Source organism: Nevskia sp. (genome assembly GCF_051860985.1).
Classification (GTDB): domain Bacteria; phylum Pseudomonadota; class Gammaproteobacteria; order Nevskiales; family Nevskiaceae; genus Nevskia.
In genome coordinates this window covers 448762-465177 of the sequence record NZ_JBIMKV010000001.1, presented here as the reverse complement: position 1 = coordinate 465177, position 16416 = coordinate 448762, and the positions used below count along the sequence as shown (strand labels likewise).

The 16416-nt window shown below is 67.9% G+C and carries 13 protein-coding genes; 11 read left to right on the top strand and 2 right to left on the bottom strand.

Annotation, left to right across the window (positions count from 1 at the left end; all coding sequences use genetic code 11):
* Positions 1–151: 151 nt before the first annotated feature.
* Positions 152–778 (bottom strand): response regulator transcription factor, encoded by a 627-nt coding sequence (locus ACTIGJ_RS02075; RefSeq protein ID WP_439638602.1) that lies wholly within the window; start codon positions 776–778, stop codon positions 152–154.
* Entirely contained in the window at positions 775–1704 is a 930-nt protein-coding gene (locus tag ACTIGJ_RS02070) for a sensor histidine kinase (protein ID WP_439638601.1), read from the bottom strand. The genes ACTIGJ_RS02075 and ACTIGJ_RS02070 overlap by 4 nt, the downstream gene beginning before the upstream one ends.
* Positions 1705–2069: 365 nt before the next feature.
* On the opposite strand from ACTIGJ_RS02070, the gene ACTIGJ_RS02065 reads away from it, so the two are divergent.
* The 11 genes from ACTIGJ_RS02065 to ACTIGJ_RS02015 all read left to right on the top strand — a co-directional run bounded on the left by ACTIGJ_RS02065 (position 2070) and on the right by ACTIGJ_RS02015 (position 16388).
* Complete coding sequence (locus tag ACTIGJ_RS02065; protein ID WP_439638600.1) at positions 2070–3452, top strand: DUF1329 domain-containing protein; 1383 nt, start codon at positions 2070–2072, stop codon at positions 3450–3452.
* 66 nt (positions 3453–3518) lie between these two features.
* A complete protein-coding gene (locus ACTIGJ_RS02060) occupies positions 3519–5969 on the top strand; it encodes an efflux RND transporter permease subunit (protein WP_439638599.1) in 2451 nt (816 codons plus the stop codon).
* 120 nt (positions 5970–6089) lie between these two features.
* Entirely contained in the window at positions 6090–7727 is a 1638-nt protein-coding gene (locus ACTIGJ_RS02055; RefSeq protein WP_439638598.1) for a flavin-containing monooxygenase, read from the top strand.
* 13 nt (positions 7728–7740) lie between these two features.
* Positions 7741–8154, top strand: coding sequence for a YybH family protein (locus ACTIGJ_RS02050; RefSeq protein ID WP_439638597.1), 414 nt, complete (start codon positions 7741–7743; stop codon positions 8152–8154).
* Between the two features lie 69 nt (positions 8155–8223).
* Positions 8224–8787: a TIGR00730 family Rossman fold protein gene (locus tag ACTIGJ_RS02045; RefSeq protein WP_439638596.1), complete on the top strand. Its 564-nt coding sequence runs from the start codon at positions 8224–8226 to the stop codon at positions 8785–8787.
* Between the two features lie 123 nt (positions 8788–8910).
* Positions 8911–11271, top strand: coding sequence for a TonB-dependent receptor (locus ACTIGJ_RS02040; protein ID WP_439638595.1), 2361 nt, complete (start codon positions 8911–8913; stop codon positions 11269–11271).
* A gap of 117 nt (positions 11272–11388) precedes the next feature.
* Positions 11389–12495 carry a M48 family metalloprotease gene (locus tag ACTIGJ_RS02035; protein WP_439638594.1) on the top strand — a complete coding sequence of 369 codons (1107 nt, stop codon included), beginning with the start codon at positions 11389–11391 and terminating at the stop codon, positions 12493–12495.
* A complete protein-coding gene (locus ACTIGJ_RS02030) occupies positions 12492–13346 on the top strand; it encodes a DMT family transporter (RefSeq protein ID WP_439638593.1) in 855 nt (284 codons plus the stop codon). The genes ACTIGJ_RS02035 and ACTIGJ_RS02030 overlap by 4 nt, the downstream gene beginning before the upstream one ends.
* A gap of 179 nt (positions 13347–13525) precedes the next feature.
* Positions 13526–14113, top strand: coding sequence for an adenylate kinase (locus ACTIGJ_RS02025; RefSeq protein ID WP_439638592.1), 588 nt, complete (start codon positions 13526–13528; stop codon positions 14111–14113).
* Between the two features lie 73 nt (positions 14114–14186).
* Entirely contained in the window at positions 14187–14546 is a 360-nt protein-coding gene (locus tag ACTIGJ_RS02020; protein ID WP_439638591.1) for a hypothetical protein, read from the top strand.
* 60 nt (positions 14547–14606) lie between these two features.
* On the top strand, positions 14607–16388 hold the full coding sequence (locus ACTIGJ_RS02015) for a PHA/PHB synthase family protein (RefSeq protein ID WP_439638590.1): 1782 nt from the start codon (positions 14607–14609) through the stop codon (positions 16386–16388).
* Positions 16389–16416: the final 28 nt, after the last annotated feature.

Sequence of the window (16416 nt, the reverse complement as noted above, 5' to 3'; positions counted from 1 at the left end):
GGTGACGCCAGCCGGCCGGGCGGCGCCTTGCCGAGGCCGATTCGGCGCGCTGGCGGCCGGCGCCGAATCGTCGATCGGCAACATCACGGCAACCGGCGCAGCGGATGCGACGGATACGCGGTGAACTGGCCCCCGGCCGGAGCGGTTCCGCTCAGGCGCGGGTCAGCATCATCTGCAGCAATTCGGCGAACGAGGCTGCGCCCATCTTCCGCATCAGGCGACCCCGGTGGGCTTCGACGGTCTTGTAGCTGATGCCGAGCGCGCGGCCGACTTCCTTGTTGCTGCGGCCGGCCACGACCTGTTCGAGGATCTCGCGCTCACGGGTGGTCAGTGCTTCAAGGCGCTGGGCCAGCCGCGTTTCGCGCTGGCGGGCATCCTGGCTGGCCTGGTCTTCGTTCAGTGCCTGCTGGACGCGTTCCAGCAGCACCTGGTTGTTGCTCGGCTTGACCAGGAAATCGACGGCTCCGCCCTTGATGGTGTCCACCACCACCGGCACGTCGCCGTGGCCCGACAGGAACAGGGTCGGCAGGTTGATGTGGCGGCGCTTGCATTCCTCGAACAGCGCCGGGCCGGACATGCCGGGCATCTGCACGTCGAGCACCAGACAGCCGCGGGCGTCGGGGCGGGCAACGGCAAGGAAGGCTTCGGCGGATTCGAAGGTTTGCACCTTCAGCTTCATCGACTCCAGCAGCCAGCGCAGCGAATTGCGTACCGAGGCGTCGTCATCGACAACGAACACGGTGGCTTGCGGGTCCAGGTTTTCGCTTTCAGCTCTCATGCTCGGCTCACCAGAGTCAGATCAAATCGGAACGTGGCACCGCCGGCATGGCCGGGCTGCACGCGGAGGGTGCCACCATGGGATTCCACGATTGTGCGGCAGACGGCGAGCCCCAGGCCCAGGCCGTTCCGCTTGGTCGTGTACCAGCTCTCGAAGATACGTGGCAGGTCGGAGGCCGAGATGCCGGGGCCGCTATCGGCGACCTCGATCTCGATCCGCCGGCCGTGGGCCGGCACCTGGGTGCGGAGCGTGAGGCGGCGCGGCAGGCCGTCGGTCGCCGTCATCGCGTCGACGGCGTTGCGCATCAGGTTCAGCAGCACCTGCTGCACTTCCAGTGGATCGACCAGTGCTTCCGGAGTACCCGGTGCCAGATCCATCACCACCTCGATGCCGTGCTGCCGGCAATCGGCATCGAGCAGCGCCGAGGTCTGCCGGATCAGTGCATGGAGATCGACGGCGCGGCTGTCCGGCACGTGGCGGGCCACGAAGTTGCGCACGTGACCGACGATGCCGCCAGCCTGCTCGACGTGCTCGATCGCCAGCGCCAGCGCCGCCTGAAAGGCATCAGCATCGAAATTGTCGTGCTGCAGACGCAGCTGGCAGCCATGCAGATAGTTGAGCGTTGCCGCCAGCGGCTGGCCGAGCTGGTGGGCGAGGGCGCCGGCCATTTCGCCGGTGGCGCTGGACCGCGAAAGGCGCGCCAGTTCGGCGGCGTGCTGGCGGCGTGCCTCGGCGAGTGCGGCCTCGGCGGCTTCGCGCCGCCGCGTTTCCTCGCGCAGCGACTCGCGCAGGTGGCGCAGCTCGCTGTTGCGCACTTCCAGTTCAGCCTGCACCCGGCTGTGGCCTGCGTCGTGGCGCAAGCGTTGCGGGCTGGGGGGAGTACGAACCCGGTCGCTGCCGCTGTCGAGGGCGGACACAGTATTCATGCGGTGCCCTCGCGGGCGCCGGGCGCGGCGATGTTGCAGGGGGTCATGCTCTCCTCCGTCCGGCTGGGAATCCCGTACCGGTTCTTGTGGGGTGGAGCGTCGTTGCTGCGCATAGGGGTGCGCACTACCCGTACGGGTGGAATCCTCACCGCCGGTCAAGATGCCGCGCCGCAGCATCGGCGACCGCCCGAGGGCGGCGTTCGCTTGCGGCATCCGCCGTTCCGGGTTTACGGTTCGATTTTCTGGCGCGCGGACCTGCGCCCTGACGCAAGCGGCGGATTTTTCAGCATTTCGCCGTTTCCAACCGATCGTACGGTACCCGACCAAGAACGGGGCCACTGAACGCGAAGCTGAGGAGCTTGACGATGCGCATCACCCGTTACGACCACGATTATTCTCGCCGCAAGTTCCTCGCCGACGCCGCGCGCGGCACGCTCGGTACCGGCGTGCTGATGCCGCTGTCCAAGGCGATCGCGGCCAACGGCGAGATCTCCAAGGCCTACCCCGAGGAACTGCTGTCGATCGAGGGCTACACCAAGGGCAAGATCAAGACCGGCGACACCATCGATGCGAAGAACGTCGAGCTGGTCAAGGACCTGCTGGAGCCGGTGCGCTACGAGCAGATCCTCAAGCAGGGCCGGCGGCTGAAGGTCGGCAAGACCACGACCGACGTCATGCGGCTGTCGCCGTGGGACTACGTGGAAGCCACGGTGAAGAACGCCGGCCAGGCGGCGTTCGACGCCAAGGGCAATGTCGTCAACAAGGCGGACGGCCAGCCGTGGATCGGCGGCAACCCGTTTCCGGAGCCGAAGAACGGCCTGGAACTGTTCGCCGCGCAAACGCTGAACTGGGGCCGCCACGATGCCTCGTTCTACGCGATGAAGCTGTATGCGGTCGACCAGTCCGGCGATGTCCGTTTCCGCTACTCCGGCGGCTGGTGCGAGTTCTCGCCGGTGGCACGGGTAACCATGGACCCGAAGCCGTACTGGCCGCAGAACAAGGACAAGCTGCGCTTCCAGAGCGTGTTCTTCCTGGAACCGCAGGCCTATCGCGGCACCAGCTTCCTGAACATCTGGGACTACGACCATTCGACCTTCCCGGCGCTGTACGGCTACGTGCCGGAGTTCCGCCGGATCCGCCAGTTCCCGTCCGACCAGCGCTTCGAGCCGCTGATTCCGGGCCTGACGCTGTTCCTGTCCGATGCCTGGGCGGCCGGCGATCCGCTGTACACCTGGGGCAACTACAAGGTGGTCGGGCGCGGGCCGTTCCTGGCCGGGCTCGCCGATGGCTGGGCGTCCGATCATCCGAACTGGGAGCACAAGACCCACGGCGGGCCGAAGGGCAACACGTTCTGGGACGCCACCGTGGAACTGGTGCCGGAAGCGGTGATCGTCGAGGCCGAGCCGGTCAAGTTCCCGCGCGCGCCGATCGGCAAGAAGCGGGTCTACTTCGATGCCCGCAACCAGATCGTCATCGGCATGGTCACCTACGACCGCAACATGAAGCCGTACCGCTCGTTCGACGGTGCTTATTCGCTGTACGACCAGGGCGGCAAGAAGTTCATGGACGGCAAGCACCCCTACTGGAGCTGGGCGCACGTCACTTCCAGCGACATCCAGACCAACAGCGTCACCCGGCTGGAGCAGGTGCGGGCGCTGGAATCGGTCTACCAGAGCGGTGCCAACGATCCGAAGTACTACGACAAGTATCTGACCCAGGCCGCGCTGCAACGCCTCGGCGCGGTCTGAAGCCGCGCACCCCGCATCCACCTCCCGACGCCCGCACTGCGGGCCGTCCTGCTGACCTTTTTGCTCATGACCACGTTGCGTGCCCGTCTTGCCCATTGGGTGCTTGCTCATCGCAAGCTGTCGTATCTCGTCTTTGGTGCCATCACCGTGTTCTTCGCCGCCGGCCTGCCGAGGGTGAAGCTGGAAACCGTGTTCAGCGACCTGCTGCCGACCGATGACCCGTTCGTGCAGGTCTACAAGGCGCATCCGAACTTCGGCAGCCCGCTGACCGTGATGGTGATGATCCGGGTCAAGGACGGCGACATCTTCAACGAGAAGACGCTGGCCAAGACCTGGCAGATGACCCGCGACATCGACAAGGCGCCGGCCGTCGATCACGAGCAGATCCTGTCGATCACGACCGAAAAGGCGCGCTTCGCCGAAGCCACGCCGGACGGCATCGACATGCGGCCGCTGATGTCGAACCACCCGCCGGCCAATGCCGAGGAGATCGCCGAGTTCCGCCACCGCGTCGACCGCGCGCCGAACGTGCGCACCTTCCTGATCTCCGAGGACAACCGTTCGACGATCGTGATGGCCACGTTCATCGAAGCGAAGATCGACTACGGCGAGGCTTTCGAGTATGTCGAGGCGCTGGCCCAGGCCGCCCGAGACGACAACCACGAGGTGTTCATCGCTGGCCAGCCAACCCTGATCGGCTGGGTGTACCGCTACGAATGGCAGATGGTCGGCATTTTCTGCGTCACGCTGGGGCTGCTGATCGCCGCGCTGGCGCTGTACATGCGCAATGTCGTCGGCGTGCTGACGCCGATCATCACCAGCGCCACGGCGGCGATCTGGGCCTTCGGCCTGGTCGGCCGGCTGAACATCTCGATCGAGCCGCTGCTGATGATCGTGCCGCTGCTGCTGACGGCGCGTTCGTTCTCCCACTCCGTGCAGTTCACCGAGCGCTACTACGAAATCTTCGCGGCGCTCGGCGGGCACGTGAACGACCGGGTGAAGGCCGCCGAAATCACCATGACGGTGATGATGGCGCCCAGCGTGCTCGGCATCCTGACCGACGTGCTCGGCATCGTCGTGGTGATGGCTGCGCCGATTCCGGCGATGGTCCGCCACGCGATCTTCTGCGGCATGTGGGCGGTCTGGCTGATCCCGACCGGCTGCGTGCTGATCTCGCTGCTGCTGGCCACCCTGCCGCCGCCGAAGAACGTGCAGCAGCTGACCGGCCACGGCCAGGAATCCGGCGTCCATCGTCGCATCCAGCGGCTGCTCGGCGGCATCGCCGCGCTGAGCCACGGCCGCCGCGCGCGGCTGACCTCGGTAGCGGTGATGGTGCTGTCGGTGCTTGCAGTCTGGACTTCATCGCAGATCCGGATCGGCAACCCGGTCGAAGGCACCAACCTGCTGTGGTACGACTCGGCGTTCAATCAGTCGGTGCGGGCGATCAACGGCAGCTTCCCCGGCGTCAACACGCTGGAAATCGTGCTGGAGGCCAAGGACCCGGAGTCACCGGACTGGACCACCCACACGGTCGACAGCTACGAGACGATGACCCGTCTTCAGGAGTTGATGGAGAAGGGCCCTAACGCACCGCGCGCAACGCTGTCGTTCGCCGACTACCTGCGGGAATCGAACCGACTGTTCAACGGCGGTGACCCGCGCTGGTCGATGATCGATCCGCGCGAGCGCGCCGTGGCCTCGGCGGCCATCGGCTCGATGATGGGCTCCAGTTCCAAGAACTTCAGCCATGTCGTCGATGGCACCCTGCAGCACTCCACCGTGTCGCTCTGGTATCCCGACAACAAGCAGGAAACGGTCGATGCCGCGATTGCCGCAGCGACCGCCGCGGTCAAGGAAGTCGGCGAGGATCACCCGGCGTTCCGGGTGCGGCTGGCGACCGGCACCATCGCGCTGCAGGAAGCGGTCAACCGCGTGATCGCCCGCTACCAGTGGGTGGTGATCGTGGTGCTGAACGTGTTCATCCTGATCATGTGCATCGCCGCCTACAAGTCGGTGGTGGCCGGCATCATCCTGCTGATTCCGGTGAACCTCGCCAACGAGGCGCTGATCGCGGCGATGCATCTGCTCGGCGTCGGCCTCGACACCAATTCGATGATCGTTGCGGCGATCGGCGTCGGTGTCGGCATCGATTACGGCATCTACCTGCTGAGCCGCATCTGCGAGGAAATCCAGACCACCACCGGCAGCGACGACGAGCGCTGGGCGGCCTCGATCGACAGTGCGCTGCGCACCACCGGCAAGGCGATCCTGTTCACCGCCAGCGTCATGGTGATCGGCATCATCCCGTGGTACGTGATGTCGGGGCTCAAGTTCGTCGCCGACATGGGCCTGCTGCTGATCGCGATCATGGGCATCAACATGGTGCTGGCGCTGGTGGTGCTGCCGCTGATCATCTGGTGGGTGCGGCCGAAGTTCGCGCTGCGGCCGAACTCGCTGGTCAGCGAAGGCGTGGATCTGGCGCTGTTCACCGAAGGCAAGGTCACCACCAAGATCTGAGGTGCGCCCGCCGCCTACCCGAACGGGCGGCGGGATCGGACGGCGCTGCTGTCAGTCTCGACGATGCCAAACACCGGCCCGCAGAGGCCGGACTGTCCACGATCCCGAGGAGACCTTCGAATGGATGACCGCAGCCCGATCACCACCCGTGCCGACTTCGATGCCGTTGTCGTCGGCGCCGGCTTCGCCGGCATGTTCATGCTCCACCGCCTGCGCCAGCAGGGCCTGAAGGTCCGCGTATTCGAGCGCGGCAGCGGCGTCGGCGGCACCTGGTTCTGGAACCGCTATCCCGGCGCCCGCTGCGATACCGAGTCGATGGAGTACAGCTACCAGTTCGACGATGCGCTGCAGCAGGAGTGGAATTGGCCGGAGCGCTACTCGGCGCAGCCGGAGATCCTGAAGTACGCCAACCATGTGGCCGACCGCTACCAGCTGCGCCCGGACCTGCAGTTCAACACCCAGGTGCTGAGCGCCACCTACGACGATGCACGCCACCTGTGGACCATTGCCACCAATGACGGCAAAGCGGTCAGCGCGCGCTACTTCATCATGGCCACCGGCACGCTTTCGGTCGCCAACAAGCCGAAGTTCGCCGGGCTCGACTCTTTCAAGGGCCGCGTGTTCTACACCAGCGACTGGCCCCATGACGGTGTGGATTTCAGCGGCCGGCGCGTGGCGCTGATCGGCACCGGCTCCAGCGGCATCCAGTCGACGCCGCACATCGCCGAACAGGCCGCCCGGCTCACGGTGTTCCAGCGCACACCGAACTTCTCGGTGCCGGCCCGCAACCGGCCGCTGACCGACGACGAGCGCAACGCCACCAAGGCGCGCTATGGCGAGCTGCGCAACTTCACCTACCAGCAGCCGTTCGCGACCCAGTTCCATCTGAACGACGTGTCGGCGCTGAGCGTGTCGGCCGAGGAACGTCGGCGTGTCTACGAGGAGCGCTGGAACGGTCTCGGCGGCCTGCATTTCATGGCTGCGTTCAACGACCTGATGTTCAACGGCGAGGCCAACAAGACGGTCGCCGAGTTCATCGTCGACAAGATCCACGCGATCGTGAAGGACCCGAAGAAGGCCGAGATCCTCGCGCCACGCAACGGCGTGGTCGGCTGCAAGCGGCTGTGCAGCGACACCGGCTATTTCGAGACCTTCAACCGCGACAACGTCGACCTGGTCGATGTCTCCAGAAGCCCGATCGAGGAAGTCACCGAAACCGGCATCCGGGTCGACGGCATCGACTACCCGGTCGACGACATCGTCTTCGCCACCGGGTTCGACGCGATGACCGGTGCGCTACTCGGGGTCGATATCCGGGGCCGCAACGGCCTGTCGCTGCGGGAGAAGTGGGCCGCCGGCCCGCGCACCTATCTGGGCCTGCAGACGGTCGGCTTCCCGAACCTGTTCATGGTCACCGGGCCGGGCTCGCCGTCGGTGCTCTCCAACATGATGGTGTCGATCGACCAGCACGTGAACCTGATCAGCGACACCATCCGCTATCTCGACAGCCGCGAGGTGCTGGCGATGGAGCCGGAGCAGGCCGCCGAGGACGGCTGGGTCAGCCATGTCAACGAAGTCGCCGATCTGACCGTCTACCCGACCTGCAACAGCTGGTACCTCGGCTCCAACGTGCCCGGCAAGACCCGCGTGTTCATGCCGTACGTCGGCTTCAACACCTACGTGGCCCGGTGCAAGGACGTGGTCGCCAACGGCTACCAGGGCTTCCGGCTCGAACGCCGCGATGCCGCCACTGCCTGAGGCACACCCGACGATGAACGCCGCCGCCATCGAACGCCGGATCGCCAGCTACATCCGCGCCTGGAATGCGCAGGACTTCGACGCGATGGCGGCGCATTTCACCGAGCCCTGCGTGTTCGTGGTGGCGGGCGGCACCACGGTGATGCGCCAGCGGCAGGAACTGGCGGCGTTCCTGCGCGTCAACTTCGAGGCGCTGAACGCGCGCGGTTTCGGCCATACCGAAATCGGCGCGATCACCAGCCGCCAGCTCGGCCCGACGCTGGCGCTGGCCGAGGTCGACGACATCCGCCGATTCCACCGCGATGGCCAGCTGATGGAAACGCTCGAGGTGCAGTACACGCTGCGCGTCGATCCATCGGCGCCGGATGGCCTGTCGATCGTGTCGGCGCTGTGGTGCGAACCGGGCTGGCGCGAACGCCGGCTGTAGTCGTTCTGCCGGCGCGCGCGGCGGCGGGCACGGCGATAATGCTGACCGCCCCACGACTGACTTCCGCCCATGTCCGCAATGCCTGCCCGCGTGATCCGCTCGATCTGTGTCTTCTGCGGCTCGCGCCACGGCCAGAATCCGGCCTATACCGAAGCAGCCCGCGAACTCGGCCGGCTGCTGGCCGAGCGCGGCATCCGGCTGGTCTACGGCGGCGGCCGGGTCGGCCTGATGGGTGAAGTGGCGGACGCCACCCTGGCGGCCGGCGGCCAGGTGATCGGTGTGATTCCGACCTTGCTGGTGACCAAGGAAGTGGAGCATCGCGGCCTGACCCAGCTGCACGAGGTCGGCTCGATGCACGAGCGCAAGGCGCTGATGGAACAGCTGTCCGATGCCTTCGTGGTGCTGCCCGGCGGCTTCGGCACGCTCGACGAGGCCTGTGAGATCCTGACCTGGTCGCAGCTCGGCCTGCACCGCAAGCCGCTGGGGCTGGTCAACACGGCCGGCTACTACGACCTGCTGTCGGCCTTCCTCGACCACGCGGTCGGCGAGGATTTCCTGTCCGCCGGCAATCGTCAGCTGATCCTGACCGGCAGCACGCCGGCGGCGGTGCTCGATCGTCTGACCGCAGTCTGAGCGGATGGCAATGGCGGGAACCGGGAAGTTTTCCCATTTACCCGTCGTTGACCTTTCTCCACTGTCGCGCGAACAAGAAAAGGCGGCGCCGATCGAGCGCCGCCGTCCTAGTGGAGACCTGATGTGAATCGCAAGACCTTGATCGTGTTGCCGATGTTGATGGCAACCGGCCCCTCGTGGGCGCAACCGCCAGCCGCCGAGGCCGCTGCGCCGACAGAGCAGCCGGCAGCCGCCGTGCAGCTTGCGCCGGTCCGCGTGATCGGCCTGACGCCGGTCGACACCGGCGGCGTGCCGCTGGACCGCTATCCCGGCAATGCCCAGGCCGCCACTGCGTTGGACATCCAGAACGCCCAGGCGCAAAGCCTCAGCGATTTCATGGCCCGCAAGCTCGGCAGCGTGTTCGTCTCTGATGCCCAGAACAACCCGTACCAGCCGGACCTGTTCTATCGCGGCTACTCGATCAGCCCGCTGCTGGGCCTGCCGCAGGGGCTGGCGCTGTATCTCGATGGCGTGCGGGTCAACGAAACCTTCGGCGACGTCGTCAACTGGGATCTGATCCCGGATGCCGCGATCCACTCGCTGCAGCTGGTGCCGGGCTCCAATCCGGTGTTTGGCCAGAACACACTGGCCGGCGCGCTGGTGCTGCGCACCAAGACCGGCTTCGATCTCGACGGCAGCCGCATCGAGCTGGGCGGCGGTTCGTTCAGCCGCTTCGGCACCTCGGTCGAACACGGCTGGTCGCAAGGCAAGTACGCCGTCTACGTGGCGGGCGAGTACGACCGCGAGGACGGCTGGCGCGATTTCTCGCCGAGCCGCATCGGTCGCCTGTTCACCAAGGGCAGTTACCTGGACCAGGGCACGTCGGTCGACCTGTCGATCAGCCTGGCCGACAACCGCCTGACCGGCAACGGCGCGGCGCCGGTCGCGCTGCTGGCGCGCGATGGTCGGGCACGGGTCTTCACCCATCCGGATCTCACCGAGCCGCGCCTCGGCGCCGTCAACCTGCAGGCCAGCCACGCGTTCTCCGAGCACCTCAGCTGGTCCGGTGGTGTCGCGTTCCGGCGCAATTACTCGAAGTCGCTGAACGGTGATGGCACCGAGTACGAGGCCTGCGCCGAACCGGGCAATGCCGACGGCGACGGCAACGCCTTCCTGTGCGAGCAGAACGAGGATGGCGAGGAAGTGCTGACCACGCCGGACGGCAATCCGATCGTCGCTGGCGAGGCCAACGACTCGGCCACCATCAACACCTCCTCGACCGACCAGCACGCCTACAGCCTGCGCACCCAGCTGGTGTTCACCGGGTCCAAGCCGCGCGACCGGATCACCGTCGGCGGCACGGCGGAGTTCGGCCGCGTGCGATTTGCCTCGCAGACCGAGGTCGGCGCGCTGACCGAGGACCGCGGCGCCGAAGGCAGCGGCGAGGAAGTGGTCGATTCCCTCGTGCGTCTGCGCACGCGCAAGTACGTCTACAGCGGTTTCGTGGTCGGCAACTGGTCGCCGCTGGAGCCGCTCGACATCACCGCCGCCGCCAGCCTCAACCACACGCAGGTGGTGCTGCGCGATCGCGGGCTGGACGACGATCTCGACGGCAATCACCGCTTCACCCGACTCAATCCGTCGATCGGCGCGACCTGGAAGTTCACGCCGAGGCTGACCGGCTTCGCCAACTACGCCGAATCGGCGCGGGCGCCGACGCCAGTCGAGTTGACCTGCGCCGATCCGCTCGATCCCTGCCGGCTGCCCAACGGCTTCGTCAGCGATCCGCCGCTCGACCAGGTCGTCACCCGTACCGTCGAGGCCGGCATCCGCTGGGATACGCCGCGCTACAGCGGGGCGCTGTCGCTGTTCAACAGCGAAAACCGCAACGACATCCTGTTCATCACCGATGGCGAGCTGACCAGCACCGGCTACTTCGACAACGTCGGCAAGACCCGCCGCCGCGGCGTCGAGTTCGGCAGCCAGTACCGGATCACCCAGGCCTTGAGCGTCGGCCTGCAGTACACCTATCTCGACGCCCAGTTCCTCGAGGGCTTCCTGGTCAATTCGCCGAACCATCCGGTACGCGACCCCGCCGATGCCGAAGACGTGTCGGCCGCGGCCGGCGTGGTCAATGCCGGCAACCGCATTCCGCTGGTGCCGCGCCACCTCGGCAAGGCGACGATCGAATACCGCGTGCCGAGCTTCGGCGTCGGCTTCGAAGCGGTCGGCCGCAGCAGCTCGCCCTATCGTGGTGACGAGTCGAACACCGATCCCGAGCAAGTGCCGGGCTTCGTGATCTTCGGCCTCTACGGCGACTACCGGCCGCTGCCGTGGCTGACGGTGTTCGGCCGGGTGTCGAACCTGTTCAACCGCGACTTCGCGGCCTTCGGGGTCTACGGCGAAGCCGAGGAAACGCTGGGCGACGACTACGAAGGCGAATACCGCTTCGTCGGCCCCGGCGCGCCGAGGGCGTTCTTCGGCGGCGTGCGCCTGCAGTTCTGAGCGCAGGCCAGGGCGGGCCGATGATGGGCCGGCCCCGGCTTTTTCCGCCGCCGTGATTGCTGCGGCGGCACGGCTCTGGAACAGTGGCGGCCGTTTCGCCACCGAGCCGCGCCGCCCGTGCTTCCCGTCCTCTGCACCCTGATCCTGGTTGCCGCGCTGCGGCTGTTGCTGCTGCTTCGCCAGCGCGCCGTGCTACGCACGCAGGATCAGGCCTATGCCCTGGGCCTGGTCAGCCAGCGCGTCGGCCAGCAGCTGTGGCAGCAGGGCTGGCCGCTGATCCTGATCGCCGCGCTGCCGTGGCTGAGCGGCGCCGGTCCGCTGATGCTGCTGGCACTGGTGATCGCCGGCGGGCTGTGGGAACTGCCGGCCAAGGCCGTCAAGCCGTTCGGACTCGATGCCCGCCACGGCATGAACCGGATGACGCTCGTCGCCTTCGCGCGCGAGCAGGCCATCCAGCTGGCGCTGCTGGCGGCGCTGGCGCTGCCGGCCGCCTGGCTGGCGCTGCAGCTGCTGGCCCGTACCGACAAGCGCGCCTGGCTGCTGATCTGGGCGATCGGCTGGAGTGGCTGGGCTGCGCTGCGCGCCCTGCAGCCGCAGTTCGCCGCGCGGCTGTTCGATCGACTCGAACCGCTGCCGGCCGGCGCCTTGCGCAGCCGGCTCGAAGCGCTGCTCAGCCGCAGCGGTGCGCGCGTGCAGCGGCTGTTCGTGCAGGCCTCGTCGGCCCGCTCGGCGCAGGCCAATGCCCAGGTGTCCGGCAGCGCGCGGGCACCGCGCATCGTCCTCGGCGACACGCTGCTGGCGATGCTGCAGGCCGACGAGGTGGAAGCCGTGGTCGCTCATGAGCTGGGCCATCTGCAGCGCGGCCATCTGCGCTTCCAGCTGCTGATGATCGCGGCGGCCTCGTTCCTGATGGTGATGGTCGCCGCTGCATTGACCGCCGGCATCGCCGAGCCGGTGGCGCGGCTCGCCATCGCCTGGGCGCTGCTGCCGTCGCTGTGGTTCTTTGCACTGCCGCTGACCAACTACTGGTACCGGCGCTTCGAGTTCGAGGCCGATGACAGCGCCGCCCGGCAGGCCAGCGGCGCGGCGCTGGCCCGGGCGCTGCGCCAGCTGACCCGCAACAACCGCAATGCGCCGTTGGCCGACCGCTGGTACGAGCGCGTCTACCACACCCATCCGGCGACTTCGGAGCGGCTGGCCCGGCTGGACCGCGCCGGCACGTGAGCCCGGCCCTGCGCACGGCGCTGCTGACGGCACTGACGCTGTGCTGCTTCGCCGCCAACTCGATCCTGACCCGGCTGGCGCTGCGTGGCGACGGCATGGATGGCCTGGCGTTTTCGATGATCCGCATCGCCGCCGGCGCGCTGATGCTGGCGCTGCTGCTGTCGCGCCGCAGCGCCGGCCGGCGGGCGCTGGCCGGCGACTGGCCGTCGGCGCTGGCGCTGGTCGTCTATGCGGCGGCGTTCTCGGTGGCCTACCGGTCGATCCCGTCCGGAACCGGCGCGCTGATCCTGTTCGGCGTCGTGCAGGTGACGATGATCGGCACCGGCCTCGTGCAGGGCGAGCGCGCGCCGTGGCAGGTCTGGCTCGGCGTGCTGCTGTCGGTGGCCGGACTGCTGGTGTTCCTGCTGCCGGGCCTTCAGCGGCCGCCGCTGGCCGGCAGCCTGCTGATGCTGGCCGCCGGCATCGGCTGGGCGGTGTACAGCCTGCGCGGCCGGGGCAACCGCGATCCGCTGGCGGCCACCGCCGGCAACTTCGTCCGTGCGCTGCCGCTGGCGCTGCTGCCGTGGCTGCTGGTCGGCGAATGGGCGCTGGATGCTCGAGGCGTGATCTGTGCCATCGCGTCCGGCGCGCTGGCCTCCGGCCTCGGCTACGCCCTCTGGTACACCGTGCTGCCGGCGCTGACGGCGTTGCGGGCGAGTCTCGTGCAGCTGGCCGTGCCGCTGCTGGTCAGTGCCTTCGGCGTGCTGTTCCTTGATGAAACCGCCGGCGCCCGACTGCTGGCCGGCAGCGCGCTGATCGTCGGCGGCCTGGCGCTGGCGACGCTGTACCGGGCGAGGCGCGCGGCCGGCTGAACGGGCAGGCCCTTGCGTCATCCGCGTGACACCGGCGCTGGCGGCAAGCCTGTCCAGCCTTGCCAGTGCCATGAAATGACGGACATCTCCGTCCATGGCACCGAACTTGCGCAGTCGCCGGGCGCAACGGAAGCGGTGCCGGTTGCGCATCCGCACAACACCGCGCAGGAGGACAACCGATGAGAATCGTGATGCTGGGCGCGCCCGGCTCGGGCAAGGGTACGCAGGGTGACCTGCTCGCCAGGCACTACGGCATTCCCAAGTCGTCGACCGGCGATGCGCTGCGGGCGGCGGTCAAGGCCGGCACCCCGCTGGGGCTCAAGGCCAAGGCTGCGATGGACGCCGGCCAACTGGTTGCCGACGAACTGGTGATCGGCATCATCCGCGAGCGCCTGCAGGCGCCCGATGCGCGTGACGGCTTCATCGTCGACGGCTTTCCGCGCAATGTCGCCCAGGCCGAAGTGCTGGACAGCCTGCTGGCTGGGCTTGGCCAGCCGCCGATCACGCACGTCGTCCATCTGGCCGTCGATGAAGCCGAAATCGTCCGCCGGTTGCTGGCGCGCGGCGTCGCCGAAGGCCGCAGCGACGACAACGAGGCGACCGTGCAGAACCGCATCGCGGTCTATCGCGCCGAAACCCAGCCGCTGCTCGACTACTACGCTGGCCGCGGACTGGTGCGCACCATTGCCGGTGTCGGCGACGTTGCAGCGATCCAGGCTCGCATCGTGGCGACGCTGGCAGTGGCCGAGACCCCGGTTGCCGCGTAAATCATTTTGCAGCGCAGAATCAATATCGCTATAATGACCGCGACGCGACAGGCGTCGATCGACGGAGCGGACCATGGGCGACAAGGTGAATGCGGTGATCGAGCGGGTGCGCGCGGCCGGTTCGGCGCTGGCAGCAGGCGTGGGACAGGGCGGCCGGACCACGGTTGATGCGGTTCGCCTCGGCGCCGGCCTGCAGCTGGGCCTGGCAGCGTCGGTCGGCAGCGCCGTCGAAGACCAGTGGCAGGCGGCCGGCAAGATTCGCGACACGGCCGATCTTCTGCAGAGCCAAAGAAAGTTTGGTGAAGCGCTGTATGACAGCACGCTGAACTACTTCGATGGCCTGCGCGAAGTCGGCTTCAGCGCCCAGGCGGGCTGGCTGGCGGCGGCCAACACGGTGGCAGCAGGCTTCGGCCTGACGCGGAAGGACCACTAAAACAAGACGGGCGGGGCGGCGGCGCAGGCCGCCGCCCGCTGGCGTGCACGGAGGAGAGACGTGAGCGCGAAGGACAAGACGGCTGGCAGCGCCAGCCGCGCGGCATCGGTCGACAAGCCGGCCCGGCGACGCTGGTTCGATGCGGCGCTGGCCGAGCGGGTCAATGAACAGGCAACCCGGCGGCTGGCCGGCCTGACCGGCGGCATCGCCCCGGCGCGGGTCGTCGAGGCCTATGTCGACTGGTTGCTGAACCTGGCGGCATCGCCGGGACGGATGGCGGAAATCGTCGAATCGCTGCTGCGCGACAACGGCGATCTGCTGCGCGCGGCGATCGGCCGCGCCGGCGCGCCGGATGATCCCCGCTACGCCGGCGCCGGCTGGCAGCGCTGGCCTTTCTCGCTGTTTGCGCAGGCGGCGGCGCGCCGCGATCAGCTGATCGAGCTGGCGACCCGGCCGCTGCCCGGCATGAGCCGCGACAACAGCGATCGCCTGCGCTTCTACGCGCAGCTGCTGGCCGATGCGCTGTCGCCGGCCAACCTGCCGCTGACCAATCCCGAAGTGATCGCCGAGACCCGCCGCAGCCGCGGCCGGAATCTCGTGGCTGGCGCCCGGCTCGCAGCTGGCGATGTCTGGCGCGCGGTGCGCGGCAAGACCGGCGAACCGGCGGCCGATTCGCCGTTCGTGGTCGGCGAAACCGTGGCCTGTACGCCCGGCAAGGTGATCTACCGCAACCGGCTGATCGAAGTGATCCAGTACACGCCGACCACGCCGACGGTGCATGCCGAGCCGGTGCTGATGGTGCCGGCCTGGATCATGAAGTACTACATCCTCGACCTGCAGCCGCAGAACTCGATGATCCGCTGGCTGGTGTCGCGCGGCCACACGGTGTTCTCGATCTCCTGGAAGAACCCGGGACCGGAAGACCGCGACCTGACGATGGAGGACTACCGCAGCCTCGGCTTCCTTGATGCGCTGAAGGTGGTCAACACCGTGGTGCCGGCGCAGAAAGTGCACGCGGTGGGCTACTGCGTCGGCGGCACCCTGCTGTCGATCTGCGCGGCGGCGATGGCCCGCGACGGCGATGACCGGCTGGCCAGCATCACGCTTTTTGCGGCGCAGACCGATTTCACCGAGGCCGGCGAGCTGAAGCTGTTCATCGACGAACTGTCGCTGTACTGGCTCGAGCAGGCGATGGCCAAGCGCGGCGTGCTCGACTCCAAGCAGATGGGCGCGGCGTTCGCGCTGCTGCGGCCGCGCGACCTGATCTGGTCGCCGCTGGTGGCGCGCTACTTCCTGGGCAAGCAGGGCGAAGCCTTCGACATCATGGCCTGGAACGCCGACGGCACCCGCATGCCGCAGCGCATGCATGCCGACTACCTGCGGCAGCTCTATCTCGACAACGAACTGGCGCAGGGCCGCTACCGCATCGGTGGCCGCTCGGTATCGCTCGGCGATGTCCGCGTGCCGCTGTTCGTGGTCGGCACCGTCACCGATCACGTGGCGCCGTGGCGTTCGGTCTACAAGATCCGCAATCTCAAGCGGCTCGGCCACACCAGCTTCGTGCTGACCACCGGCGGCCATAACGCCGGCATCGTCAGCGAACCGGGCCGCCCGCGCCGCCACTTCCAGTTCGGCAGCTGGGATCAGGACAGCGCCTACCAGTCGCCCGAGGAATGGCAGGCCGGCGCCGAGCGGCGCGAAGGCTCCTGGTGGCCGACCTGGCAGGAATGGCTGGCCGAGCGCTCGACGCCGGCCGTGGCCGAACCGCCGGCGATCGGCAACGCGGCCGCCGGCTATCCGGCGCTGGCCGCCGCCCCTGGCGATTACGTGCGGCAGCGCTGAACGCGCCTGCCCGAAAGAACACCCAGAC

What these genes read in the sequence shown, in the direction of transcription:
- ACTIGJ_RS02075 (WP_439638602.1), bottom strand. Translation starts at nt 778, where the DNA reads ATGAGAGCTGAAAGCGAAAACCTGGACCCGCAAGCCACCGTGTTCGTT.
- ACTIGJ_RS02070 (WP_439638601.1), bottom strand. Translation starts at nt 1,704, where the DNA reads ATGAATACTGTGTCCGCCCTCGACAGCGGCAGCGACCGGGTTCGTACT.
- ACTIGJ_RS02065 (WP_439638600.1), top strand. Translation starts at nt 2,070, where the DNA reads ATGCGCATCACCCGTTACGACCACGATTATTCTCGCCGCAAGTTCCTC.
- ACTIGJ_RS02060 (WP_439638599.1), top strand. Translation starts at nt 3,519, where the DNA reads ATGACCACGTTGCGTGCCCGTCTTGCCCATTGGGTGCTTGCTCATCGC.
- ACTIGJ_RS02055 (WP_439638598.1), top strand. Translation starts at nt 6,090, where the DNA reads ATGGATGACCGCAGCCCGATCACCACCCGTGCCGACTTCGATGCCGTT.
- ACTIGJ_RS02050 (WP_439638597.1), top strand. Translation starts at nt 7,741, where the DNA reads ATGAACGCCGCCGCCATCGAACGCCGGATCGCCAGCTACATCCGCGCC.
- ACTIGJ_RS02045 (WP_439638596.1), top strand. Translation starts at nt 8,224, where the DNA reads ATGTCCGCAATGCCTGCCCGCGTGATCCGCTCGATCTGTGTCTTCTGC.
- ACTIGJ_RS02025 (WP_439638592.1), top strand. Translation starts at nt 13,526, where the DNA reads ATGAGAATCGTGATGCTGGGCGCGCCCGGCTCGGGCAAGGGTACGCAG.
- ACTIGJ_RS02020 (WP_439638591.1), top strand. Translation starts at nt 14,187, where the DNA reads ATGGGCGACAAGGTGAATGCGGTGATCGAGCGGGTGCGCGCGGCCGGT.